At 48.2% G+C, this 24,773-nt stretch carries 22 protein-coding genes; 13 read left to right on the top strand and 9 right to left on the bottom strand.

Annotation, left to right across the window (positions count from 1 at the left end):
• Positions 1–9 precede the first annotated feature (9 nt).
• From GWG06_RS06620 to GWG06_RS06600, 5 genes are all read left to right on the top strand, one after another.
• Positions 10–447: a FixH family protein gene (locus GWG06_RS06620; protein WP_127037483.1), complete on the top strand. Its 438-nt coding sequence runs from the start codon at positions 10–12 to the stop codon at positions 445–447.
• A gap of 17 nt (positions 448–464) precedes the next feature.
• A complete protein-coding gene (locus tag GWG06_RS06615) occupies positions 465–1,172 on the top strand; it encodes a sulfite exporter TauE/SafE family protein (protein WP_160712149.1) in 708 nt (235 codons plus the stop codon).
• A 6-nt stretch (positions 1,173–1,178) separates the two neighbouring features.
• A complete protein-coding gene (hemN, locus tag GWG06_RS06610; RefSeq protein WP_202182968.1) occupies positions 1,179–2,537 on the top strand; it encodes an oxygen-independent coproporphyrinogen III oxidase in 1,359 nt (452 codons plus the stop codon).
• Between the two features lie 575 nt (positions 2,538–3,112).
• Complete coding sequence (locus GWG06_RS06605) at positions 3,113–4,057, top strand: UDP-3-O-(3-hydroxymyristoyl)glucosamine N-acyltransferase (protein WP_127037477.1); 945 nt, start codon at positions 3,113–3,115, stop codon at positions 4,055–4,057.
• Between the two features lie 145 nt (positions 4,058–4,202).
• Positions 4,203–4,880 carry a hypothetical protein gene (locus tag GWG06_RS06600; protein ID WP_160712147.1) on the top strand — a complete coding sequence of 226 codons (678 nt, stop codon included), beginning with the start codon at positions 4,203–4,205 and terminating at the stop codon, positions 4,878–4,880.
• Here the strand turns inward: GWG06_RS06600 and GWG06_RS06595 are convergent.
• The 5 genes from GWG06_RS06595 to GWG06_RS06575 all read right to left on the bottom strand — a co-directional run bounded on the left by GWG06_RS06595 (position 4,855) and on the right by GWG06_RS06575 (position 10,222).
• Complete coding sequence (locus GWG06_RS06595) at positions 4,855–5,862, bottom strand: NAD-dependent epimerase/dehydratase family protein (RefSeq protein ID WP_160712145.1); 1,008 nt, start codon at positions 5,860–5,862, stop codon at positions 4,855–4,857. The genes GWG06_RS06600 and GWG06_RS06595 overlap by 26 nt on opposite strands.
• Positions 5,863–5,958: 96 nt before the next feature.
• Positions 5,959–6,807 (bottom strand): 3-hydroxyacyl-CoA dehydrogenase family protein, encoded by an 849-nt coding sequence (locus GWG06_RS06590; RefSeq protein WP_160712143.1) that lies wholly within the window; start codon positions 6,805–6,807, stop codon positions 5,959–5,961.
• Positions 6,808–6,942: 135 nt separating this feature from the next.
• Positions 6,943–7,971: a phenylalanine--tRNA ligase subunit alpha gene (gene pheS / locus GWG06_RS06585; protein ID WP_160712141.1), complete on the bottom strand. Its 1,029-nt coding sequence runs from the start codon at positions 7,969–7,971 to the stop codon at positions 6,943–6,945.
• Between the two features lie 155 nt (positions 7,972–8,126).
• Positions 8,127–8,813, bottom strand: coding sequence for a response regulator transcription factor (locus tag GWG06_RS06580; protein WP_127037468.1), 687 nt, complete (start codon positions 8,811–8,813; stop codon positions 8,127–8,129).
• A gap of 20 nt (positions 8,814–8,833) precedes the next feature.
• Complete coding sequence (locus tag GWG06_RS06575) at positions 8,834–10,222, bottom strand: sensor histidine kinase (RefSeq protein ID WP_160712139.1); 1,389 nt, start codon at positions 10,220–10,222, stop codon at positions 8,834–8,836.
• Positions 10,223–10,443: 221 nt separating this feature from the next.
• Here GWG06_RS06575 and GWG06_RS06570 point away from each other — a divergent pair, with 221 nt between their 5' ends.
• Positions 10,444–11,190, top strand: a complete 747-nt coding sequence (locus tag GWG06_RS06570; protein WP_160712137.1) for a GLPGLI family protein — start codon at positions 10,444–10,446, stop codon at positions 11,188–11,190.
• 46 nt (positions 11,191–11,236) lie between these two features.
• Positions 11,237–14,083, top strand: a complete 2,847-nt coding sequence (locus GWG06_RS06565) for a TonB-dependent receptor (RefSeq protein ID WP_160712135.1) — start codon at positions 11,237–11,239, stop codon at positions 14,081–14,083.
• A gap of 122 nt (positions 14,084–14,205) precedes the next feature.
• Here GWG06_RS06565 and GWG06_RS06560 read toward each other — a convergent pair whose 3' ends face one another.
• Entirely contained in the window at positions 14,206–14,448 is a 243-nt protein-coding gene (locus GWG06_RS06560) for a hypothetical protein (protein ID WP_235938179.1), read from the bottom strand.
• Between the two features lie 233 nt (positions 14,449–14,681).
• Between GWG06_RS06560 and GWG06_RS06555 the strand changes: the two genes are divergently transcribed.
• Positions 14,682–15,575, top strand: coding sequence for a hydroxypyruvate isomerase family protein (locus GWG06_RS06555; RefSeq protein ID WP_160712133.1), 894 nt, complete (start codon positions 14,682–14,684; stop codon positions 15,573–15,575).
• A gap of 71 nt (positions 15,576–15,646) precedes the next feature.
• On the top strand, positions 15,647–17,116 hold the full coding sequence (locus GWG06_RS06550; RefSeq protein ID WP_127037456.1) for an amino acid permease: 1,470 nt from the start codon (positions 15,647–15,649) through the stop codon (positions 17,114–17,116).
• Here the strand turns inward: GWG06_RS06550 and GWG06_RS06545 are convergent.
• The 3 genes from GWG06_RS06545 to mqnC all read right to left on the bottom strand — a co-directional run bounded on the left by GWG06_RS06545 (position 17,113) and on the right by mqnC (position 19,815).
• Entirely contained in the window at positions 17,113–17,655 is a 543-nt protein-coding gene (locus GWG06_RS06545; protein ID WP_160712131.1) for a GNAT family N-acetyltransferase, read from the bottom strand. The two genes, GWG06_RS06550 and GWG06_RS06545, sit on opposite strands and share 4 nt — an antisense overlap.
• A gap of 177 nt (positions 17,656–17,832) precedes the next feature.
• Entirely contained in the window at positions 17,833–18,462 is a 630-nt protein-coding gene (locus GWG06_RS06540; RefSeq protein ID WP_127037452.1) for a hypothetical protein, read from the bottom strand.
• Positions 18,463–18,690: 228 nt separating this feature from the next.
• Entirely contained in the window at positions 18,691–19,815 is a 1,125-nt protein-coding gene (gene mqnC, locus GWG06_RS06535) for a cyclic dehypoxanthinyl futalosine synthase (protein ID WP_160712129.1), read from the bottom strand.
• Positions 19,816–19,950: 135 nt separating this feature from the next.
• On the opposite strand from mqnC, the gene GWG06_RS06530 reads away from it, so the two are divergent.
• The 4 genes from GWG06_RS06530 to GWG06_RS06515 all read left to right on the top strand — a co-directional run bounded on the left by GWG06_RS06530 (position 19,951) and on the right by GWG06_RS06515 (position 24,762).
• A complete protein-coding gene (locus GWG06_RS06530) occupies positions 19,951–21,180 on the top strand; it encodes an aspartyl protease family protein (protein WP_127042007.1) in 1,230 nt (409 codons plus the stop codon).
• Positions 21,181–21,215: 35 nt separating this feature from the next.
• Positions 21,216–22,130 carry a retropepsin-like aspartic protease gene (locus GWG06_RS06525; protein ID WP_160712127.1) on the top strand — a complete coding sequence of 305 codons (915 nt, stop codon included), beginning with the start codon at positions 21,216–21,218 and terminating at the stop codon, positions 22,128–22,130.
• A gap of 80 nt (positions 22,131–22,210) precedes the next feature.
• The gene (locus tag GWG06_RS06520) at positions 22,211–23,449 is read left to right on the top strand and encodes a M16 family metallopeptidase (RefSeq protein ID WP_160712125.1); all 1,239 of its coding nucleotides are present in this window, start codon (positions 22,211–22,213) and stop codon (positions 23,447–23,449) included.
• Between the two features lie 32 nt (positions 23,450–23,481).
• Positions 23,482–24,762, top strand: coding sequence for a M16 family metallopeptidase (locus GWG06_RS06515; RefSeq protein ID WP_160712123.1), 1,281 nt, complete (start codon positions 23,482–23,484; stop codon positions 24,760–24,762).
• The last annotated feature ends 11 nt before the right edge of the window (positions 24,763–24,773 follow it).

Here is a 24,773-nt window from a genome sequence, read left to right as displayed (position 1 = left end):
ATATTCATCATGAACTGGGGACATAAAATCATTATCGTGTTTATCGTTTTCGCTGCAGGCATATTAACGCTGGTTGTTAAAAGCATGCGCACGAAAATAGATATGGTTACGGCAGACTATTACGGAGAAGAACTGAAATACCAGCAGGTGATAGATGGGAAGAAGAACGTGCAGCTGCTGTCTGCTCCGGTCAGCATCACGATGTCTGCCGGAGAAATAGCGCTCACCTTTCCGGATGAACTGCGGGGCCGGCAGCTTACCGGCAGGCTGCAGTTCTACCGGCCGTCTGATTCCGGCAAGGATGTAGAACTACCGCTGGCACTGAACAGTGCCGGCCAGCAGAAGATAGAACGGCAGTTGCTCAGTAACGGCAAATACCAGGTAAAAATGCAGTGGGTGGTGAATGGTAAGCCCTACTACCAGGAGCAGTTTTTAAATATCTACTGACGTTAAAAGACAAGGCCATGATTTCAGCATTCATTCTGGGTTTTGCAGGCAGCTTTCATTGTGTGGGAATGTGCGGGCCAATAGCGCTCACCTTACCGGTGCATCACCTGCAGGGCTATAAGAAGATGGCCGGCATACTGCTTTACAATGCCGGCCGCATCACCACATACGCCCTGATGGGAATGGTTTTCGGGTGGCTGGGCAAACAGCTCTGGCTGGGCGGACTGCAGCAGTGGTTGTCAGTAGCCGTTGGCAGCCTGGTACTGCTGTTCGTATTACTGAAATATACCGGCAACAGATGGACAAAAGGTATTCATCTTCCGGATAGCATCACCGCCCTTATAAAACACCCGCTGGGTACATTACTGCGCCGGCAACAATTCAGTACGCTCTATGCCATCGGTATGCTGAACGGATTGCTGCCCTGCGGACTGGTATACCTGGGCATTGCCGGCGCCATAGCTTCCGGCGATGTGTGGAAGGGAGCTATGTTCATGGCTTTGTTCGGCGCCGGTACCATGCCGGCGATGATAGCCGTCACCTGGTTCAGTCATCTGTTAAGTATACGCATCCGTAACAGGATACGTTCACTGGTGCCGGTTGTTGCAGGCATCATGGGTATACTGCTCATCATGCGCGGGCTGAACCTGGGCATTCCATACATAAGCCCGGTGATGTCTGCCGGCAGTGAAACCGTTGTTCATAGTTGTTGTCATAAACCATAAATTATCATGAACCTCATCCGCAAATACAATGTAGCCGCACCGCGCTATACCAGCTATCCCACAGTTCCTTACTGGGATGAAAACAGTTTTGCCCTGGAGCAGTGGAAGGCATTGCTGAAAAAATCCTTCCGGGAATATAATCAGCGTGAAGGTATCAGCCTGTATATCCACCTGCCGTTCTGTGAGAAGCTGTGCACCTACTGCGGCTGCAATAAACATATCACCGTAAACCATGCGGTGGAAGTGCCGTACATACAGGCGCTGCTGCAGGAATGGCAATTGTATATCAATACTTTCGAAGGCAAACCGCGTATCCGGGAGATACATCTCGGCGGTGGCACGCCTACTTTTTTCAGTGCAGAAAATCTGCAGTTGCTCCTGGATGGTATCTATCAGCATGCAACATTACTGCCTGATGCCGCGCTTGGTTTTGAAGGTCATCCCGGCAATACTACCCCGGAGCATCTGCAGACGCTGTACAACCTGGGCTTCCGGCGTATCAGTCTGGGTATCCAGGATTTTGATATCCGGGTGCAGGAAATCATCAACCGGGTGCAACCTTTTGAGATGGTGGCGGAAGTGGTGAAGCATGCCCGGGCAACGGGTTTCAGCGCTATCAACTTTGACCTGATATATGGCTTGCCGTTACAGACTGCCTGCGGTATGCAGGATACTATTGACAAGGTGATGCAGTTACGTCCTGACCGGATTTCCTTTTACAGTTATGCCCATGTTCCGTGGATAAAAGGAGTGGGGCAGCGCCGTTATTCCGAAGCAGATCTTCCGAAGGATGAGGAGAAGCGGAGATTGTATGAACTGGGTAAAAAGCTGTTTGCCAGAAATGGTTATACAGAGATAGGAATGGATCACTTTGCGCTGCCCGGCGACGAGTTATTTATTGCAGCCGCAAAAGGGCAGCTGCACCGTAATTTTATGGGCTACACCGTTTCCCACACGTCTCTGCTGGTGGGGCTGGGCGCGTCTTCCATTGGTGATAACGGATATGCCTATGTTCAGAATGAAAAGCAGGTTGCCGCCTGGCAGACGATGGTAAACAATGGCCGGTTTCCGGTAGTCCGTGGTCATATGCTCAGCGAAGAAGACATACTCCTGCGCGGTCATATCCGTAACCTTATGTGCACCTTCGAAACCAGCTGGCGTAAAGCAGACACTCAATGCGATGCCATCATGGAAGGACTGCAGCGTTTGCAGGAACTGGAACAGGATGGGCTGGTCAGTGTTGTGCCCGATAAAGTGGTGGTTACTCCCGAAGGCAAACCTTTCATCCGCAATATATGTATGGCCTTCGATGCACGACTGTGGCGGAAATTGCCGGATTCACAGTTGTTCAGCAAAGCCATATAGCAGGTGTTGAATGACGAATGACGAATGGAGAATTACGAATGAGAAGCGGAGACCGGAACGGAATATTCAACTTTATATCCTCACTGATCTCCGCTTCTCATTCATAATTCTCCATTCGTCATTCGTAATTCCTGTTTTCCGGTCATTTTTTCCTCCCCAACCACCCAAACAGGTCCTTTCGGTTTCAGGGGGCAGGCAGATGAAAAAGGTGTTTTAACAGGTACAAAGGAGCGGATGATTTGTGAGAAGAAAAATACTGATCGGCTGTAATGCCTGGTGCTGGCGGATTTCAGAGGCAATAAAAAAAGTCTGACCGTTTAAACAATCAGACTTTCTTGTTATGTGAATGGGTTAGTAAGTACAGGGAAACAAGATTCCCTACACAATATTAAAAAGAATTTCATGACAAAAGAAAAAATTTACAAAAAATTTTATTCACACTACTAAAATAATTGTGGATAACAGCAGTCTGAAACATCCCTGTTGAGATCATCCTGTCACCTAAAATTGCGTGTTACGTTCTCCGATTTACTACCTTTGTTGCACTTTAATCATCATTCAACAACAGAGATCATATGAAGTTCGAAGTACCCGTTGCGATAACGGAAATCGCGGCATACATAGGCGCAGAGCTGGTTGGCGACAATCAGCTGATGGCGTCAGGCATCAACGAAATACATAAGGTTACACCTGGAGATATATCCTTCGTAGACTTTGAAAAATATTACAACGCCAGTCTGAACTCCGCAGCAACCATTATCATCATCAACAAAAAAGTGGACGTACCTGCAGGTAAGGCGTTACTGGTGCTCGACGATCCTTTCAGTGCTTACGTAAAACTGGTGAAGCGCTTTCGCCCGTTTGAACCTGCCACCAAATCCGTCAGTGATTCCGCAGTAATAGGAGAAGGCACCGTGATACAACCTAACGTATTCATTGGCAATCATGTGCGCATTGGCAGCAACTGTCTGATTCATCCTAACGTAACCATTTATGACCACACCGTTATCGGCGACAATGTGATCATTCATGCCGGTACCGTACTCGGTGCAGATGCTTTTTACTTCAAGAAGAGAGCTGAACGTGAAGTGATGTACGACAAGATGCTAAGTTGCGGCAGGGTAATTATTGAAAACGATGTAGAGATTGGCGCAGGCTGTACCATCGACAAGGGCGTGAGTGGAGATACCATCATCGGTCAGGGTACCAAATTGGATAACATGATCCACGTTGGCCACGGCGTTGTTATTGGCAGGAACTGCCTCTTTGCCGCCCAGGTTGGTATCGCCGGCAAAACCATCATCGAAGACAACGTAATTCTCTGGGGCCAGGTAGGAGTGAATAAAGATCTTACTATCGGTAAGGGCGCCGTCGTGCTCGCACAAAGCGGCGTACCCGGCGATCTCGAAGCAGGCAAAGTTTACTTCGGCACCCCTGCTGAAGATGCCCGCGCCAGGAAGAAAGAGTTAAACTGGATCAAACGTATTCCGGAGATCTGGGAGAAAGTGAAAGGAATTTAATACTGTTGAATTGCGAATTGCGAATTACGAATAAGGTGCGGAGACAGGAGCGGAATTATTTTAAAATATTTCCACCAATCTCCGTACCTCATTCGTAATTCGCAATTCGTAATTCGTAATTTAACTCCCAAACCGCCAACATCACATGAAACATCTCATCATCTGTCTGCTGCTTATCCTTACCGCATGCAGCGCCCCCAGGCAGTTAAAAAACCCCGGTAACCTCTATAGCAATGACCTGGAATGGCCGGTGAAAATTCACGATGGCTGGCTCACTGCCAAAACCATCAGTTTCGGCTCCTGGAATACTACCTCCCGTAAAAACGGCATCGCTGAGGGTATGGGTAGCTTTATCAAATCGCCGGGTAATCCCTTTAATTTTTATGTAACCGGCAATGACGAACGGATACTGGTACAAACCATGAATACTACCCGTGTGGCCTTCAATAACCACTCCTTACCGGCTGCTTTAAACGATTTAGCGCCTGATGCGCCCATAAGCTACACTCTTATCAACGGCGCCCGGAATGAGCCCTTAAAACGCTGGGAAATGATATTGAAGTCGCCCACCTACATGGAGCTGAACAACAATAATGCAGCCGGCATACTCCGTTGTACTGACACGGATATACGTATTACGGCCCATAACCGCTTCGGCAAGGTAAATTCCTACGAAAAGATATGTTTTGAATTCCAGTACCGCGGGCAGCCCGTGGCGGCGGTAATTCCGGGAGAAAAGCCCCGTATATGGGTAAGTAAGGATTCCCATCCTGCGCTGCAGACAACCCTGGCGGCTGCTATTGCTGCACTGCTGCTGAGGTAACAGCATCCTGGCGGCCCTGTACAAATTCGGCCGATAGTTCCCGGATGGATTGCGCCAATGGCCGGAAACGGAAGTCCGGCAGTGCGGTTAATATTTTGTGATTGTTGTAATATACCTTCATCTGGGCGGTATGCGCCGTTTCTTTTGTTATCAGCGGCTTTTTACCGGTCATCATTCCCTTCAGTTTTTCTACCCGCCATACTATCTCAGCCATCCAGGGCTTTGCTTCCCTATGCGGCGGCTTTTTACCCATCGCCTGCGCCATGGTGGTGAAGAGCTGCCGGTAGCTCCAGTTGTCTGCTGAGAGAATAAAGCGTTCACCGCTGACAGGGCCGTCCATCAGCTGTATCATCACCGATACCACATCCCTGACATCTACAAATCCATTGATGCCTTCGGTATAGTAGGGAAATTCCTTCCAGGCATTTTTGAACAGGGCTCCGGAGCCGTCTTCCCAGAATCCGCCGCCAAGGATAATGGAAGGATTGACCATTACCGCGTCCAGCCCTTCTGCTATGCCTCTCCAGATTTCCAGTTCTCCCTGGTATTTGCTGATGCTGTAGCGGGAATTATGCCTGCTGTCTTCCCATTCACATTCCTCATCGATATGCGCACCTTCTTTCGCCCTTCCGATGGCAGCCACAGAGCTTACATACAACAGCTTATGCACACCAGCGTCGAGGGCCAGGTTCACCACATTGGCGGTACCTTCCACATTTATTTTCATGAGATCAGCGGCATCTCCGGGGGCAAAGGAAACCACCGCTGCACAGTGATATACCTGTGAAACGCCTTCCATCGCATCTTCCAGCGCGCATACGTCCAGTATATCGCCCTGTACCCATTCTATTTTGCCGGAAATGTCCTGCAGCAGGGGAGAAGGTTGCCTGCGGTATAAAGCCCTCACAGGTTTGCCTGCATTGACCAGAGACCGAATTAAATGACTGCCTAAAAACCCTGTACCGCCGGTTACTAAAATCATGAAGACTATATTCGTTTACGTTTGCAGGCCCAAAAATAACTAATGATTTCCGTGATTTGAGCGATTCTGCGGATTTATGCCGTGAAAACACGGCGATTATTCATACCTGTAAAAACCCAGTCCGGTTTTACGCCCCAGCTTTCCATCCTTTACCCGCTGTTCCTGCAGCGTATTGGGTTTAAAGCGGTGTGCCTGGTTAAACGCATCGTAAAGTGATTGTGTTACAGCCAGGTTAATATCGTTGCCGATCAGGTCCATCAGGGCAAATGGCCCCATTTTAAAGCCGGCATTTTCCAGCAGCTGATCAATGGCGCTGAAATCGGCCACCCGCTGCTCTGCCAGCAACATAGCCTCCAGGTAGTAATGCCGTGCTACGCGGTTTACTATAAAGCCCGGAGAATCCTTTACACGTACAGGTATCTTGCCCATTGCTACCGCCAGTTCATAAATAGCGTCGGCTGTTTCAGGGGCAGTATCCTTTCCACTCACCACTTCCACCAGTTTCATCAGATGGGCCGGATTAAAGAAATGCATGCCCACCACGCGGGAAGGGTTCACACTGATGCCGGACGCCAGTTCTGAAACAGACAGCGACGAGGTATTGGTGGCAAAAATGGTGTCAGGTGAATTAATCTCCGCCAGCTGGTTAAACAAGGCTGTTTTGGCGGTAATACGCTCTACAATGGCTTCTATAATCACCTCCGCCACACAGTTTTCTATGGCATCGGTAAAGGTGATCCGCTGCAATATCTCCTCTTTCGCGGCGGCGGTCAGCTTTCCCTTGTCCACCGCAGCGGACAGGCTCTTCTCAATCTGTGCCCTGGCCTTATCAAGACCCGGCTGCTGAATATCAAATAAGATAGTGGTAAAGCCATTGGCAGCCGCAACCTGCGCTATGCCGGCACCCATCGTACCAGCCCCGCATACGGCAATAGAGTCCATCATCAGGAGGAATTTTATTATTTGGTTATTTGAGATTTGGTTATTTAAAATGCAGCGGAGATTTTCGCGTATATCATATCCGCAACGCTCTCCGCTGCATTTTAAATAACCAAATCTCAAATAGCCAAATTTCAAATACTATATGGTTCCTTCGAATTGCTCGAGGAAACGGGTGTCGTTTTCTGAGAACAGGCGCAGGTCCTTGATCTGGTATTTCAGCATGGTGATACGTTCTATACCCATACCGAAGGCAAAGCCGGTATATTTTTCCGGATCAATGCCGCAATTGGCCAGTACTTTGGGGTGCACCATGCCACAACCCAGGATTTCTACCCAGCCGGTTTGCTTACATACTGAACAGCCGGTACCTCCGCAGATAAAGCAGGAGATATCCATTTCAGCGCTTGGCTCGGTGAACGGGAAGTAGGATGGGCGGAAACGAACGGCGGTATTTTCGCCGAACATCTCTTTCACAAAGTGATACAGCGTTTGTTTCAGGTCGGCAAAAGATACGTTTTCGTCTATATACAGACCTTCCACCTGGTGGAAGAAGCAGTGCGCACGGGCGGAAATGGTTTCATTCCGGTACACTCTTCCGGGGCTGATGATACGGATCGGCAGTTTGCCGGCTTCCATCACACGCACCTGGGCGGAAGATGTTTGTGTACGTAACAGCCAGTCCGGGTTCTTACTGATGAAGAAAGTATCCTGCATATCGCGCGCAGGATGGTTCTCCGGGAGGTTCAGCGCAGTAAAGTTGTGCCAGTCATCCTCTATTTCCGGTCCTTCAGCAATGGTAAAGCCCAGTCTTTCGAATATGCGGATAATCTTGTTGCGCACCAGGCTGATAGGATGGCGGGTGCCCAGCCTGTGTGGTGCTGCCGGCAGGGTAAAGTCGATATCCTCCAGGTTGCCGCCGGTGGCTTCCTTCAGCTCGGAAAACTGCTCATAGCGGGATTCTGCCAGCTGCTTGAACTCATTCAGTATCTGTCCGAACTCCTTCTTACGGTCGTTGGGTACCTGCTTCATTTCCCCGAAAAGGGCTTTCACTATACCTTTTGTACCCAGAAATTTTATCCGGTACTGTTCCAGATCCGCCGCACCGGCAGGCGTAAATGCCTCTATTTCCTGTTTATAGGCTGTTATTTGCTGTACTAACTGTTCCATAAACAACAAAGATAAGCTATAAGTAATTACGAATTACGAATTGCGAATTACGAATGTACAGCGAAGATAAATGCGAAGATCAGGGGCGAATACCCGCTTTGGTCTTCACTTTTATCTTCGCTGTACATTCGTAATTCGCAATTCGTAATTCGTAATTAGAATATCAACTTGTAGCCTACCCCGCGTATATTCACAATCTGAACGCGGGAATCGTCTTTCAGGTAGCGGCGTAGTTTGGTGATAAATACGTCCATGCTGCGGGCATTGAAGAAGTTATCATCTCCCCAGAGGTCCAGCAGTACGGTTTTGCGTTCCATCACCTCATTTTTGTTGTCGTGGAGGCGACGGAGTATTTCGGCTTCGCGGTGAGAGAGAAATTCGGTGGTATTGTTGCGGGTAAGGGTTTGCTTGGCGTAGTTGAAGACGTATTGTCCGATAACAACGGAGCCTTCTTCCATACCAGCGGCGCCGGGCTGATTGCTGAAACGCTGCAGCAGCGCCTTTATACGAACAATCAGCTCATCCATACTGAAAGGCTTTTTGAGATAGTCGTTACCTCCCAGTTCAAAGCCTTTCACGACGTCTGCGGTCTGCGATTTTGCTGTCAGGAAGATGATGGGGGTAAATTTGTCCTGTTTCCTGATTTCGGCGGTAACGGAGAAGCCGTCCATATTGGGCATCATGATGTCCAGTACCACTACGTCCGGGCGTTCCTGCTGATACAGTTTCAGGCCTTCTTTTCCGTCTGCTGCATACAGCATTTCAAATCCCCGTGTTTCGAGGCTGTCTTTCACAATCTGGCCAAGCTGCCACTCATCTTCTATCAGTAATACTTTTGCCATAATCCTGTTTTTAAATAGCGCTATGCGGCGGGGATGATGATGATAAATTCGGCGCCCTTCTCCGGCTCGCTGTGAACGCGGATGGTGCCGCCATGCATTTCCACGATTTTCTTCACATAGCTCAGGCCGAGTCCGAAGCCCTTTACGTTATGCAGGTTGCCGGTAGGCACCCTGAAAAATTTATCAAAGATATTTTCCTGGTATGTTCTGGGAATACCGATGCCATTGTCTTTCACGCGGATCTTCAGCTTCCGGTCTTCTATGCTGGTCTGGATATAAAGCTGAACCGGATCGCCGGAATATTTGATGGCGTTATCCACCAGGTTATTGATGGCATTGGCCAGATGGGTTCTGTCTACAAAAACAGTGGTATCGGGTATTTTGTTGTCATATCTCAGCTGCAGCTGTTTGGTGGCTTTCAGCTGATGATTGGTGAGGATATTGTCTACCACTTCATTCAGGTCAACATCTTCCCGGAACAGTTCAAAATCTTCCTTTTCTTCTGCTGCAATATGCAGTACTTTCTCTACCAGGTCTGACAGGCGCTGCAGTTCATTTTTGGAAATATCAAGATAGGTCTGCGTTTTACGCTGGTCATTCAGAGCGTTGAAATTCTGCAGGGCTTCTACGGCAGCAGACACTGTGGCGATAGGCGTTTTCAGCTCATGCGTCATATTGTTGATGAAGTCATTCTTCACTTCGGAAAGCCGTTTCTGTTTCAGGATGGTGCGCAGCATGTACATGAAGCAAAGGATGGTGAGCACCAGTAGTATTACAGAGCTGAGCAGCGTCCACATCATCTTCTGCAGAATAAACTGAAGGGGAGATTCAAAACTTGCCTGAACAAACAGATTGCTGGCAGGGTTGAACGGTATTTTAGATGTCTGGCGGCGGTCTCTTTTACGGATACTGTCCCGGAAACTCTCTCTTTCATACCCGCTGAAATCCATGTGAAAGGTGTCGAGATGATAAGGGGTGGCTATCTGCCGGCTGTGCAGCTCAGTACGGAAGATAGAATCCAGTTTAACGAGGTTGGCGCTGTCGTTGTGGTTATTGGTGATGAGAAACTCGGAAATTTGCCTGGCCAGCGTGTCTACGTATATCCGTGAGGGTGCCTCCCGCCGCAGGCTGTCCAGCGATGGCGGAGGCCCGTTTCTGATAATCGTTCCCCGGCCTATTCTTCTTTCTATCAGCACTTTCATACGCCCACTGGAATCCTTATCGCGGTAAAAATGATTATAGCCGGGGAAACCGGAAAACCGCCTGTTTACATCTGTAAACTGCTTGCTGAAAACCGCCTGCCGCAACGATTCGTTAATCTCTTTACTGAACTGCTCCTGGCGGATACGATAGGAGTTATACAGCCAGTAAGCCTGGAAAAGAAATATTCCCAGGATACAGATACACATAAGGATAAGAATGTTCCGGATTCGTTGTCGCATCAATAATTTTTATATCCATACAAAACTATCCAATCCGCCTGTAAAGGGTGCAAATCCTTAACAGTAATTAACAGTAAATAAGGAAGATTAACGCTGGAAGATAACTATTAACAGTAAATAACAGTAAATAATGGTTTTTAACGCAAAAAGCCCGGCGGAAGCAACACTTTTGTATAAAAAAACAGGTTATGAATCAACTATCCCGTATCATCCTGACAGCCGCTGTAGTATTGCCTTTTTCCGGGCCGCTGCTGGCGCAGCAGTCTGGCACCATTACCTACGAGGTAACTGCTAAAACAGATCCGGAGCGGATGCGCGGCTTCCGGGGCGGAGACGATAACAACGACAGAGAAATTCCTGAAACAATTACTTTCACCCAGCTATTCACCTTCAGCAACGGTAACGGTAAACTTACCACAGAGCGGCCCGACTTCGGCAACAGGCGGCCGCAGCGGGATTCCGCCGTTCAGGGTCAGCGCCGGATGGGATTCCGCAACAACGCCCAATACACAGACCTCGCACATAAAAAATACCTGCAGGTATTCTCTACTTCCGGCGATGATAAAAAAACCTATTATGCTGAAGAAGACTATGTGGTAACCGCTGATCCCAAAGCAGGTGACAAGACAAGGAAAATTGCCGGATACCCCTGCAAAAAGGCTACCATCAAGCTACACGATGATTCCTACACCGTCTGGTATACCACCGCTTTACCCTTCAGCTACTCCCCGGTTAACGGCCTGCTGCCCGACAGCAACGGAGTAGTACTTTCTGCTGAAGGCAGTAAACGCGCTTTCATTGCTACGGAAATAAGCCTGAAATCTATAACAGACAACGATCTTACCATACCCGCCAATGCCGAAAAAATCAGCCTGGAGCAACTGCGGGATATCAGAAAACAGGAGATGGAAAAATTCCGTAAGCGGCAACCTTAATTGAATAAATTCATCCTATCTTACCTCCTACGTGCGACTCATCATTATGAAGAAACTTATACAACTCGTGCTGGTACTGTGTTTGGGATTTATGCATGCCCAGGCACAGCAGTCACAAGGAAAGATCAAAGGCCAGCTAACCGACCAGACCACCAAAGAAGCCATGCCTGCAGCCACCGTTGTGCTGCTGCATGCCAAAGACTCCACTGTTGCCAATACTGCCATTACCGATAACAAGGGCAACTTTGAAATCACCGGCATCGCAGATGGTTCCTACCGGCTGTACATCAGCTTCCTGGGATATAAAACCATCAACAGAGCCATCCAGATCAGCAACGACAACAAACAGGTTGCACTCGGCAATATCACCATGGAACATAAAGGCGTTAACCTCAACGCAGTAGAAATCCTTGATGAAAAACCGCCGATCGTGGTAAAAAAAGATACCCTGGAATTTAATGCAGACGCCTTCAAAACCCGTGAGAACGCTGTGGTGGAAGACCTGCTGAAAAAACTCCCCGGCGTTACGGTAGATAAGGACGGCGCCATTACCGCACATGGCGAAACCGTTACCAAAGTACTGGTAGATGGCAAACCTTTCTTCGGCAACGACCCGAAACTGGCTACCAAGAACCTTCCGGCCAATATCATTGACAAAGTACAGGTCATCGATAAAAAATCTGATCAGGCACAGTTCACACAGATAGATGATGGCCAGACAGAAAAAGCTATCAACATCGTTATCAAGAAAGATAAAAGAAAAGGTATGTTTGGCCGCGCTACGGCCGGCTATGGCACCGACGACCGCTTTATGGGCAGCTTCAGCCTGAACCGGTTCCGCGAAAACCAGCAGATGTCGCTGCTTGGCGGGGGTAATAATATCAACAATATGGGCTACTCCATGCAGGACCAGATGACCTTCAGCAGCGCCGGAGGAGGAGGGGGAGGCCGTGGAGGAGGTGGTCGCGGCGGCGGCAGAATGATTATATCTCAGGGCTTAGGCGGGGGAGGCAACAACGGCGGCATCACCCGCAACTGGAACACTGGCCTGAATTTCAGCCAGGACTTCAGCAAAAACGTGATCTTCAGCGGAAACTATTTCTTTAATGATACCAAAAGAGATGTTGCCCAGAAAACATCCCGTCAAACATTTGCCAGTACCGGAACCACCTACTACAACGAAAGCAATATGTCGCAGACGGATAACAGCAACAACCGTTTCTCCGCTCGTGTTGAATACAATATAGATTCCTTTCATTCCATCATTTTTACCCCCAACTATTCCTTTACCAATGCCAGCAGCTACAGCATCCGCGATTATGCTACGCTCAACAGCAATAAAGACACGACCAACAAAGGTTCTACCATCAATGACGGACAGGGAAATTCACAGAACCTCAACGGTAACCTGCTTTTCAGGAAACGCTTCCGCAAACCGGGACGCTCGCTGAGCCTGAACCTTACCTACAGCAATAACATCAACGATCAGCAGAACTTCAATAAAACAAATGTATACTTCTTCAGCAACGACAGCTCTTCCACGTTCAACCAGCGCAATGACATACACTCGGTGAGCAGCAGTATGGGCGCTAATTTCACGTATACGGAACCGCTTGCAAAAGATCGCTTCCTGGAAGTGAATTACGGCGTTACCAGGTATAACAGCAACAGTAAAAAGTATACCTACGATTTTGATAATGGAAAAAATGATTACGATCAGCTGAACGATTCGCTTAGTAATAAATTTACCAACAGTACCCTGAATCAGCAGGCGGGCCTTGCCTTACGCACCACCAAACTGAAGTATGACTATACCATTGGTATTAATTTCCTCTTCAACAGTCTGGATAATAATACCTTTTCCTTCAGAACGCAGAAAGACAGCCTGATACAGCAACGTACGCTGAACTTTGCTCCCAATGCATCCTTCAACTATACGTTTGCAAAAAACAAACGCTTACGGATAAACTATAACGGAACCACGCAGCAGCCTACGGTGCAGCAGTTACAGCCGGTGCCGGATAACAGCAATGCCTTGTACGTACAGCAGGGTAACCCGGACCTGAAGCCGTCTTTCAACAACAACCTGAACATTAACTATAATCAGTTTAACAACGTTACTTTCAGGGGAATGTTCTCATCCCTGAGCGCATCCTTCGGAAGCAATAAAATTGTCAACTCCACCAGGCTGGATACCGCCACAGGAAAGCAGTTCAGCAAACCTGTCAATGTGAACGGGTATTTTAGTCTGCGGGGTATGGTACACAATTCCATTCCCTTGTCCAAAACGCCAGGCCAGAACCTGAACAGCAGTACCGTTGTTGCCTACAGCCGGGATGTGAACATGACGCAGGGCACGCTCAACTACAGCAACTCACTGCAGCTGTCGCAGAACTTCAATGTGAGCTATTCCTATAAAGAACTGCTGGATGTGGCTTTAGGTGCAGGTGTTAACTATAACGCCACCACCTATACGTTACCTACCTCACAGAATACACGTTACCTGGATTACAATTTTAATCTTGATTTCAACTTCAATCTGCCTTTAGGATTCATGGCCGGCAGCGATATTACCTGTACGCTGAACCGCGGGCGCACAACGGGTTACAACCTTACCTCCACCATGTGGAACGCCAACATTGCCAAGTATGTATTCCCGAAAAAACAGGGTATGATCAAAATACAGGGCTTTGACCTGCTGCGCCAGTATGTAAGCGTTTCCCGCAATGTAAGCGACAACTATATCGAAGACGTACAATCCAATGTACTGCAGCAATACTTCATGGTGAGCTTCACCTACTTCCTGAATAAATTCGGCGGTAATACCCGCAACGGAGAACGCGGCGGTATGCGCTTCATGAGAGGAGGAGGAGCGGGCTTCCGCCACTTCTGATCATGTAGTTATGTAGTTATTTGAGATTTGGTTATTTAAAAATGCAGCGAAGATTGTTGCGAACGTATTCGCGAATGTCTTCGCTGCATTTTTAAATAACTAAATCTCAAATGATTAAATAATCAAATGGAAGAGGGTTGCCTGCGCGCCGCCCAGATGCGTTTTACGACCCAGGCGAGGGTGAAGGTGGGAATAAAATCTGTTCCGGGGAATAACTCTTCCATGAAGTTGAAGGCGCTGCCGAATGTTCCGATGGAGCCGCCAAACATGCGATAGAAGATAATAGCTGAAATCGGCGCCCAGATTACATCGCTGACATCGCCTAAAACGGGGACTGCATAACTGGCGCACCCTAGGAGATCCATCACTATGCAGATCCATAAACTGGGAGTATATTTTTTTTCCATATCAACCTCCGCTTTTCAATATTTAAACAAATAACTTACCAAAATAGTCATCCTGATACAAAGGTACGTATAAACGCAGGTCCGGACTTACGGTTGCCACGCAAAAAGCCTTTTACGTATATATACGTTAAGCAGCTTGCAACTGATCTTAAATTCCGTTAAATTCAGGCCCGTTTAAAGCAATATATCTTATGCACGAGGAAAACTCACGCCGCGATATGATCAAAAAAGCAGCTACTATGGCATTGGCATCCACTGCGTTATCATCGCTCTCCAACCGTGTTGCAGCACACGATCTGACAGTAGGAGAGGCCCTGAAGGGAAAAATCAACCATTCTGTTTGCGCCTGGTGTTACGACATTCCCCTGGAGCAATTGTGCCGGGCAGCCAAAAAAATAGGCATCCCTTCTATCGACCTGGTGGCGCCCAAAGATTTCGCCATCCTGAAAAAACATGATATGACATGCGCCATGGTGGCCAGCAATGGCCCTGAATGGGGTATCACAAAGGGATTCAACACCCTTGCCCACCATGATAAACTGGAGGAATATTTCAGGTATTATATAGACGAAACTGCCAAAGCCGGCTTCCGCAACCTGATATGCTTTTCCGGCAACAGCAATGGTATGGATGCCCAGCAAGGTATTGAAAACTGTACCAGAGGACTTCAACGTATCATCAGTTACGCGGAAAAGAAAAAGGTAACCCTGGTAATGGAGCTGCTCAACAGCAAGGTAGATCACCACGATTACCAGTGCGATCATACTGCCTGGGGAGTAGCGCTCTGTAAATCAGTAGGTTCTGAAAATTTTAAACTGCTGTACGATATTTACCACATGCAGATCATGGAGGGGGATGTAATCCGTAATATCCGCGATAATCACGCCTTCATCGCCCATTATCATACCGGCGGTGTACCGGGACGTAATGAGATCGATGAAACGCAGGAACTGTATTACCCGGCTATTATGAAAGCGATTTACGAGACAGGCTTCAAAGGCTACGTAGCACAGGAATTTATTCCTTCCCATACAGATAAAATAGCCTCTCTGAGACAGGCTATCCGTATCTGCGATATCGCTTAGCTTTTTTTCATTGTTATTACATTTTCCACTACTTTTGCCGGCAATTAGTCCACAAAACAAGTAGAGTATTCATGGGAGAATATTATAAAAAGCCACTATCATGGCTGTTAAAGGAATCTCAGGAAGAAGGCGACAATAGCCTGAAGCGTTCCCTGAGTGGATTTCAGCTGGTGATGCTGGGATTAGGCGTTATCATCGGCGCGGGGCTGTTTTCATTAACAGGCCTGGCGGCCGGCAATCACGCCGGACCGGCAGTAACCATTTCGTTTGTGATAGCGGCCATCGGCTGTGCATTTGCAGGTCTCTGCTATGCGGAATTTGCCTCCATGATACCCATCGCCGGCAGCGCCTACACCTACGCCTATACCACTATGGGAGAGCTTTTCGCCTGGATCATCGGGTGGGACCTCGTATTGGAATTCTCCGTCGGTGCAGCTACCGTAGCCATCAGCTGGTCCAACTACCTCGTGGCGTTCCTTGCAGGCTATAATATTCACCTCCCGCCGCAGCTGGTGCATTCTCCCTTTGAAACGTTCAAGCTGGCGGATGGCACCGTAACGCACGGCCTCTTCAACCTGCCCGCAGCGCTGGTGATTGTGCTGATGTCGCTGGTACTGATCAGGGGCACCAAAGGCTCCGCTATCTGGAATGCGGTGGTAGTATCCCTGAAAGTAGGCGTGGTGCTGGTTTTTATTGCCCTGGGCTGGAGCTATATACAGCCGGCTAACCACATCCCTTATATTCCTGCCAACACCGGTACTTTCGGGGAGTTTGGCTGGTCTGGCGTACTACGGGGAGCAGGAGTGGTATTTTTCGTTTTCCTGGGATTCGATATTGTAAGTACTGCCGCCCAGGAGGTAAAAAATCCGAAGCGCAATATGCCTATCGGTATTCTGGGTTCCCTGGCCATCTGCACCGTACTCTTTATACTCTTCTCCTATGTGATGACAGGCCTGGCGCCCTATACTGAATTCAAAAACAGCGGCGCGCCGGTAGCTATTGCCATCTCCCATACGCCTTATCTGTGGCTGGGACAGGTAGTAGTGCTTGCTATCGTTATCGGCTATACGTCGGTTATCATGGTAGACCTCTGGGGCCAGTCCCGCGTATTCTATGCCATGTCGAAAGACGGCCTGCTGCCAAAGATCTTCTCAGACATACATCCGCGCTTCCGCACACCCTGGAAGTCCAATATCCTCTTCTGTGTTTTTATCAGTCTGTTTGCGGCGCTGGTACCGCTGAAGGTAGTGGGAGAGATGACCAGCATAGGCACTCTGCTGGCTTTCGTCATCGTTTGTGCCGGAGTATGGGTGCTGCGGTATAAATCTCCGGATGCGCCCCGCGCCTTTAAAACGCCGTGGGTACCCTTTGTTCCGGCTATGGGTATTCTCAGTTGTGTGGCCATGATGATATCCCTGCCGGCAGATACCTGGCTGCGCCTCATCATCTGGATGGCTATCGGTATGGTAATATACTATGGCTACAGTAAAAAGAACAGTAAAGTCCGTAATACCCTTCCGGACCGGCAGCAGGAACGTTAGAACTTCCAGTCCTGCCGCAATACACCCATCACTACAATGTCCACAAACTGACCGTGTAGCTTGGCATTATGCCGCAGTATACCTTCCCGGGTAAATCCCAGCTTGATAGGGATTTGCCCGCTACGTTCATTCTGTAACATAAAGTGAATTTCAATTTTATTCAGACGCAGTTTTTTAAATGCGTAAGTTACCAGCGCCCGGCATGCCTTGGTGGCAATACCCTTCCCCTGAAATGACTCTCCTACCCAATAACCTATTTCCACCTTGTGTAACTGATGATCCCAGTCATGCAGATCCATCACTCCGCAAAGCACTCCCTTATACCAGATACCCAGCGCTATCGCCTCCTGATCTTCTGCCTTCCGCAACATCATCTGAATAAAACGCAAACTGTGCTCTTCACTGGTATTGTAATCTACCCACGGTAAAAACTTACGGAGACTTTTCCGGGAACTGTCCAGCTGCTTATATACCAAAGGAGCATCTGCGGGCTGTAACTGCCGCAGCATAATATCTTCATTAACCGGAACTTCTAACATAAATGGCTGGAATAATGGGGATAAACCTACGAAGAAAATTACGAATTACGAATGATGAATTGCGGGTTACAGGCGAAGAACAAAACGAATATTAAAATGGGTAAATAATAATTATTCCCTCTAATCTTCGTTTTGTTCTTCGCCTGTAACCCGCAATTCATCATTCGTAATTCGTAATTAATTCCGCGCCAGTATCTGCTGTTTCCCCATATCCTTCACCACCTGCTGTGCAAAGAGTACAGCCATTCTTTCGGTGCTTGGCGGATCAAATGATCTGGATTGCACGGAATACAGTAGCTGGCCGCTGGAAATATCGTACAGATTGCCTTCCCACTGATAATTGGTATTGTAGGTGTAGTATCCGGGAGAATAAATATTGGAATACCAGCGGGAGTAATACGGCCAGAAACCGTAATAACCATACGGTGAATACATGTTACCCGGAACGAAATTCCTTTCCCTGGCTTTATCCACCATTACGATGGTCAATACCTGATTTACATTACTGCCTTTAAGCCTGTCAACAGCCTGTTTCTCGCCCAGTTTACCAAACTGCTGCGGACCGTACTCCTGTAGGGCTGATACGGCGTTATAGCCCTTTCTCCTCAGTTCATTAACGGTAAAGTTCTCCATCTGACTCCTGAGCGATCTGTCTCTCGCCGGAACCAGTGCCATTACCATTACCTTGTTATCTTTCTGTATCTGCGGCGCATCATTCGCGCGCCAGGATGAAGTTAATTTAGTGCTTGTGCAGGCCGTCATAGCCACCATCGCTATACCTGCCATTAATAAACCCAGCTTTTTCATGGTCCCTCCTTTGTTATTGATTGGTTACACCTGTTAGACGGAATAAGGAGGGGATTGTAACAGGGCAGGGAGCACTTTAACAAATAATTACGAATTATTAATTACGAATTACGAATGTAGAAGCGAAGAATAAAACGAAGATTAAAGGTGATGTTTTATAGTTATCACCTTTAATCTTCGTTTTATTCTTCGCTTCTACATTCGTAATTCGTAATTAATAATTCGTAATTAATAGTTAATAACCTGTTCCTGAATAGACGCCGGTATATCGCGGAACTGGTATAGTTGTGTACGGAGTTGCGGTTCGAAACCGGCTTCACGGATAGCTTCCTGCATGGAGCGGTAGGTGAAGCGGTGAGGAGCGCCGGCGGCGCTTACCACGTTTTCTTCGATCATGATGGAACCGAAATCGTTGGCGCCGGCATGCAGGCAGAGCTGGGCTACCTGTTTACCTACGGTAAGCCAGGAGGCCTGGATATTTTTGATGTTAGGCAGCATGATACGGCTCATGGCGATCATGCGGATATATTCTTCGGCGGTGGTCATGTTGTGAACGCCGCGGATCTTTGCCAGCAGGGTATCTACGTCCTGGAAGGTCCATGGAATGAAGGCGGTAAAGCCATAGTGGCCTTCCGGTTTTTCACTCTGTACCTGACGGATGTCTACCAGGTGTTCGAAGCGCTCCAGTACGGTTTCTACGTGTCCGAACATCATGGTAGCAGAGGAGGCAATATTCAGTTTGTGGGCAGCCCGCATAACGTCCAGCCACTCCTGGGCGCCGCATTTTCCCTTGGAAATGAGGCGGCGTACGCGGTCATTAAGGATTTCTGCGCCTGCGCCCGGCAGGCTGTCCATACCAGCTTCCTGAAGTGCGCGCAGCACTTCCAGGTGGGTGCTTTTCTCCAGTTTGGTGATATGTGCCACTTCGGGGGGCCCGAGGGTGTGCAGCCTGAGTGCAGGATATAACTTCTTCAGTTCCCTGAAAAGGTTGGTATAAAAGCTGAGTCCCAGCTCCGGATGATGCCCTCCCTGCAGCAGCAGCTGGTCGCCGCCGTACTTCAGGGTCTCTTCGATTTTACGCTTGTACTCATCTATCTCTGTGATATATGCTTCGGCATGTCCCGGGATACGGTAAAAATTACAAAACTTACAGTTGGCCGTGCACACGTTGGTCGTGTTCACGTTTCTGTCTATCTGCCAGGTCACCTTCCCGTGCGGCACCTGCTGCTTGCGTAATTCGTTGGCAATCTGCATCAGCTCCGCCAGGGGGGCATTTTCAAACATAAATACCCCTTCTTCCGCTGTCAGAAATCCGAATTGCTGCGCCTTCTCATATAAGTGCTGAAGTTCCATAATACTATAATTCTAACGCTGTATAACGAAACAAAGGTAGTATATCGACAATTAACCGCCTGTAATAAAAATATTTTATACGTACCATTTTATACGTTAAATTTATGTAAATCATGATACCCCTGCATCTGATGTATGCCTAAACGTAATCTGTCTTTTTTATTGCTGCTCATTGTAGCCTTTGCCGGTACCTGTCAACAAGCCTTCGCCGGAAGTGCCACGTTAGAAAAAGATACAGCGCGGGAAGCCACGCTTATCACCCGTTTTAAATTTAAACAATACTATGGAGGAGTAGTGGTCATTTCAGCCGTCATCAATGATGTGCCGGATACGCTGCAGTTCATCCTGGATACTGGCAGCGCCGGCATTTCCCTGGATACCTCCACCTGTGTCAGACTGGGCATCAAACTCACGCCTACCGACCGTATTGTAAAAGGACTGGGCGCCGCCAAACCTGTATCTTTCGCCATGAACCGCTCCCTGAAGCTGCCGGGCCTGACGGTGGACAGCCTCGACTTCCACGTCAACGACTATGAGCTCATCAGCCAGGTGTACGGTATCCAGGTAGATGGTATTATCGGCTACAGCCTCCTCAGCCGGTACATTGTTTCTGTGGATTACGATACGGAAGAAATCATCATCTACAGCAAAGGAAAATTCAATTACCCGAGAGGTGGCCAACTGCTCAAACCTTCTCTCACACAGATTCCGCTGATTACCGCTCCGCTGAGAAACAACCGTAAAACCGTCAACAACCGGTACTATTTCGATACCGGCGCAGGTATGTGCCTGCTGATATCCACACAGTTTGCGAAAGACAGCAGCCTTTTCGGCAATCACCGCAAAAGCCGCAAAATCATTCAAACCGAAGCCCAGGGCCTCGGCGGAAAAATGCAGATGTCTCTCACCACCATACAGGAATTCAGAGTCGGCAGCTTTTCCTTCCGTAATGTGCCTACCTATATTTTCGACGATCTTACTAACGTTACCGCCTATCCGTTTCTGGGTGGTATGATCGGCAACGACCTGCTGCGCCGCTTCAACATCACGCTGAACTACGCCAAAAAGGAAATATACCTGCTGCCCAACTCTCACTTCAAGGATATGTTTGATTACTCCTATACAGGACTCATCATCTACCTGATAGACGGCAGGGTAGAAGTGACGGATATTATCAAAGGCTCCCCGGCCGAAAAAGCCGGTATCCGCAAAGGCGATATCATCATGGCGGTCAATAACAACCTGGGATCCAATCTGCAGCTGTTCCGCGAACTGCTCAAAAACATCGGCAGCAAGGCCACCCTGCTCATCAGCCGCGATAATGATCTGCTTATCAAAAAAATGCCAATAAAAAGCATCCTTTAACGTTATTTAAACCATTGATTAACGTTATTTGCGGCATGTGGCGTATTCCTGGACTCATTGTATTGATATGCATTACCTTTTGGCCTGCGTGGGGACAACGCAGGAAGCCCGTTGCTCAGGAAGAAACAGATCAGCATAAACCGCTGGCAGTAATCCCTTTCAGCATGGTGAACAGGCAGGTGCTCATCCCTGTTGTGCTGTCCGGTATCTCAGATACCCTTCATTTTATTTTCGATACCGGGGCAGAAGTAACCGTACTCGATGAGAAAGTAGCTACCCGCATGCGCCTCAACAAAAGCCGGGACGCCTTTATGAGCGGCACTAACAACGGAATGATCAAAACCGCCATCGTATCATTGAATGCCCTCTATCTGAAAGACCTGCGCATACCTTACGTAAAGGCCTACCTGGAAAATCTCAGCAACCTGTCTGCCGACGGCGTTATCGGGATTGACCTGCTTAAACTGTATACCATCCGCATAGATTACCGGCAGCAACAGCTCATATGTTACCGCAAAGGCAAAATGCCCGTTGGCAACACCGGCCGCCTGCTGCATTTTCAGCTCAACTACAGCACACCCGTTGTTGATGCCTCCATTACCCTGCCAGACGGGCGCTCGCTTCCCGGTCACTATCATATCACCACGGGCGGCGATTATGGTATCCTGTTCAACTGGCCTTACGTAGATAAATATAAACTCAACATCTTACCCACCATCAATACCGATCAGGTGGTGGACCTGGCGCGGATGCTGTATTATATCAACAGCTCACTTCCATCCATGCAGCTGGGCGGTAAAAATATATCTCCCGTGCCTGTCAGCTACAGCAAGGATATCAACGATGTGGGCGTGTTTACAGAAGTCGCCGGGGCTATCGGCTATGACATCTGGAAACAGTTCTCCTCCCTGACCATCAATTATGAGAAAAAAGAACTCTACCTGGAATGATCCGGATTAACAGGAGCCCCGTTACAATTCGTAATTCGCAATTTTTATCGCTATTTTTACTTTTACACCAATATTACATTATGATTCATTATAATAAATTCACGTTGGCCAATGGATTAAAGGTGGTGGTACACGAAGACCATACAACCCCCATGGCCGTATTAAACGTGCTGTACGACGTAGGGGCGAGAGACGAAAACCCGGAACAGACAGGATTCGCACATTTATTCGAGCACCTTATGTTCGGTGGCTCCATCAATATCCCTGAATACGATGAACCGCTGCAGATGGCCGGAGGCGAGAACAATGCCTATACCACCAGCGATCTTACCAACTACTACATACAACTGCCGGCAGATAATATCGAAACCGCCTTCTGGCTGGAAAGCGACCGCATGTTATCGCTTGCCTTCGGCGAGAAAAGCCTGGATGTACAAAGAAAGGTGGTGTCGGAAGAATTTAAGGAACACTACATCAACAAGCCCTATGGCGATGTATGGCATAAAATGCGGGAACTGGCGTATTCGGCGCATCCCTACCGCTGGATGACCATCGGTAAGGAATTGTCCCACATCGAAAATGCAAAGCTGGATGATGTGAAAGCCTTCTTCTTCAAATTTTACAGACCAAATAACGCTATCCTCTCTGTGGCCGGTAATATTACCGTTGACCAGGTGAAAACGCTGGCAGAAAAATGGTTCGGCGATATTCCTGCCGGCGACAAATATACCCGTCAGCTTCCGGTGGAACCGCCACAGACAGCTGCACACAAACTGGAAGTGAAAGCCAATGTGCCGCTGGATGCGCTGTATAAATGCTATCACATGTATCCCCGCGGCGACAAGCGCTATTACATCGCTGATCTGCTCAGCGACGTACTGGGCGGTGGCAGCTCTTCCCGGCTGCATCAGGTGCTCGTAAAGGAAAAAAAGCTTTTCAGCAATATCGACTGTTACCATTTTGGTACCCTCGACGCTGGCCTGCTGACCATTGAAGGTAAGCTGGTAAAAGGCGTAAAAATGAAAGATGCCGAGAAAGCGATCCAGATAGAAATCGAAAAACTACAAAACGAAATCATCTCCGAAAGAGAATTACAAAAAGTAAAAAACCGCGTAGAAAGCATGCTGGCTTTTGAAGACATGAGCCTGCTCAACCGCGCCAACAACCTGGCGTTTTATGAGCTGCTGGGAGACGCTGCATTGATGAATAAGGAATTCCAGAATTACGCAGTTGTTACTACCGCCGATTTACATGAAGAAGCGAAAGTACTCTTCGATGAAAAAAATTCCAACACTATTTACTACTATGCCGAAAACTAATGCTGACTTTCTTTCGGTTTAAATGAGATAAAATGAACAGAACAACTCCTCCCCCCATTAAAGATGCAGTTGAGTTTGACCTGAAACTAAAGCCATACGAGCAGTATACACTCGACAATGGCATTCCTGTTTATGTTGTCAAATCTGATGAACAGGAAACACTGCAACTGGAATTGGTATTTCCTGCCGGCACCTGGTACGAGAGCGAAAGCCTGGAAGCCGCAGCCACCAACTTCCTCCTGAAAAACGGTACCAGCAAACGTACTGCGCTGGAAATAAACGAGAGCATCGACTATCACGGCGCATATCTCAACCGGAATGCCTATCACGAAACAGCGGTTTACACCCTGCACTGCCTTACCAAGCATGCGGAAGTGTTGCTGCCGGTGTTACAGGATGTAATCCTGGACCCGGTTTTCCCGGAAGAAGAACTGAACCTGTACAAACAGAATCATAAACAGAAGCTTGCCGTAAACCTGCAGAAATGCGATTTTGTCGCTAACCGGTTTATCGATAAATATCTTTTCGGAGAATTCCATCCGTACGGCCGCGTGAGCAGCATGATGGCGTATGATGCACTGCAGACCGAAACGCTGAAGGCCTTTTACCAGAAGCATTATACCTACAACAACTGCCGCATATTTGTGGCCGGCCATATGCCCGCCAATATGATTGAGCTGCTGAACAAGAGCTTCGGCGCTACCAAATGGAACGGCGAAACTCATCTTACCAGGCTGGATCTTCCCATTCAACCGGCTGAAGAGAAGAAGTTCCGCATCTTCAATGATGAAAACGGCGTACAGGGTGCTATCCGTTTGGCACGTCAGTTCCCGAACCGCTATCATCCTGACTTCCCTAAAATGCTGGTACTGAATACCATTCTGGGCGGCTATTTCGGCTCCAGGCTGATGAGCAATATCCGCGAAGAAAAAGGATATACCTACGGCATCCATTCACAACTGTATAACTTCAGGCAATCCAGCGCCATCAACATCCAGACCGAAGCCGGCCGCGATGTTTGTGAAGCCGCTATCGAAGAAGTATACAAGGAGCTGAAAAAGCTGCAGGATGAAGTAGTGCCGGCAGAAGAACTGGACCTTGTGCGCAACTATATGATAGGCTCTATCCTGGGCGACCTCGATGGCGCCTTCCAGCTGATACAACGCTGGAAAAACCTCATCCTGAACGACCTGGATGAAAACTATTTCTACAATAACATTCAAACTATTAAAACCATTTCTGCAGAAGAATTACAACACCTGGCGAAACAGTATTTTTCTCCCGGTGACTTCTATGAACTGGTTGTTATTTAACCGGACAAACA

It is taken from the genome of Chitinophaga solisilvae (assembly GCF_009928525.1).
In the GTDB taxonomy this organism is placed as follows: domain Bacteria; phylum Bacteroidota; class Bacteroidia; order Chitinophagales; family Chitinophagaceae; genus Chitinophaga; species Chitinophaga solisilvae.
This window is presented reverse-complemented; position numbering and strand designations above follow the sequence as displayed.

Excerpts from the sequence above, each read along its gene's own strand:
- GWG06_RS06620 (WP_127037483.1), top strand. The coding sequence starts at position 10 with ATGAACTGGGGACATAAAATCATTATCGTGTTTATCGTTTTCGCTGCA.
- GWG06_RS06615 (WP_160712149.1), top strand. The coding sequence starts at position 465 with ATGATTTCAGCATTCATTCTGGGTTTTGCAGGCAGCTTTCATTGTGTG.
- hemN (WP_202182968.1), top strand. The coding sequence starts at position 1,179 with ATGAACCTCATCCGCAAATACAATGTAGCCGCACCGCGCTATACCAGC.
- GWG06_RS06605 (WP_127037477.1), top strand. The coding sequence starts at position 3,113 with ATGAAGTTCGAAGTACCCGTTGCGATAACGGAAATCGCGGCATACATA.
- GWG06_RS06600 (WP_160712147.1), top strand. The coding sequence starts at position 4,203 with ATGAAACATCTCATCATCTGTCTGCTGCTTATCCTTACCGCATGCAGC.
- GWG06_RS06595 (WP_160712145.1), bottom strand. The coding sequence starts at position 5,862 with ATGATTTTAGTAACCGGCGGTACAGGGTTTTTAGGCAGTCATTTAATT.
- GWG06_RS06590 (WP_160712143.1), bottom strand. The coding sequence starts at position 6,807 with ATGATGGACTCTATTGCCGTATGCGGGGCTGGTACGATGGGTGCCGGC.
- pheS (WP_160712141.1), bottom strand. The coding sequence starts at position 7,971 with ATGGAACAGTTAGTACAGCAAATAACAGCCTATAAACAGGAAATAGAG.
- GWG06_RS06580 (WP_127037468.1), bottom strand. The coding sequence starts at position 8,813 with ATGGCAAAAGTATTACTGATAGAAGATGAGTGGCAGCTTGGCCAGATT.
- GWG06_RS06575 (WP_160712139.1), bottom strand. The coding sequence starts at position 10,222 with ATGTGTATCTGTATCCTGGGAATATTTCTTTTCCAGGCTTACTGGCTG.
- GWG06_RS06570 (WP_160712137.1), top strand. The coding sequence starts at position 10,444 with ATGAATCAACTATCCCGTATCATCCTGACAGCCGCTGTAGTATTGCCT.
- GWG06_RS06565 (WP_160712135.1), top strand. The coding sequence starts at position 11,237 with ATGAAGAAACTTATACAACTCGTGCTGGTACTGTGTTTGGGATTTATG.
- GWG06_RS06560 (WP_235938179.1), bottom strand. The coding sequence starts at position 14,448 with ATGGATCTCCTAGGGTGCGCCAGTTATGCAGTCCCCGTTTTAGGCGAT.
- GWG06_RS06555 (WP_160712133.1), top strand. The coding sequence starts at position 14,682 with ATGCACGAGGAAAACTCACGCCGCGATATGATCAAAAAAGCAGCTACT.
- GWG06_RS06550 (WP_127037456.1), top strand. The coding sequence starts at position 15,647 with ATGGGAGAATATTATAAAAAGCCACTATCATGGCTGTTAAAGGAATCT.
- GWG06_RS06545 (WP_160712131.1), bottom strand. The coding sequence starts at position 17,655 with ATGTTAGAAGTTCCGGTTAATGAAGATATTATGCTGCGGCAGTTACAG.
- GWG06_RS06540 (WP_127037452.1), bottom strand. The coding sequence starts at position 18,462 with ATGAAAAAGCTGGGTTTATTAATGGCAGGTATAGCGATGGTGGCTATG.
- mqnC (WP_160712129.1), bottom strand. The coding sequence starts at position 19,815 with ATGGAACTTCAGCACTTATATGAGAAGGCGCAGCAATTCGGATTTCTG.
- GWG06_RS06530 (WP_127042007.1), top strand. The coding sequence starts at position 19,951 with ATGCCTAAACGTAATCTGTCTTTTTTATTGCTGCTCATTGTAGCCTTT.
- GWG06_RS06525 (WP_160712127.1), top strand. The coding sequence starts at position 21,216 with ATGTGGCGTATTCCTGGACTCATTGTATTGATATGCATTACCTTTTGG.
- GWG06_RS06520 (WP_160712125.1), top strand. The coding sequence starts at position 22,211 with ATGATTCATTATAATAAATTCACGTTGGCCAATGGATTAAAGGTGGTG.
- GWG06_RS06515 (WP_160712123.1), top strand. The coding sequence starts at position 23,482 with ATGAACAGAACAACTCCTCCCCCCATTAAAGATGCAGTTGAGTTTGAC.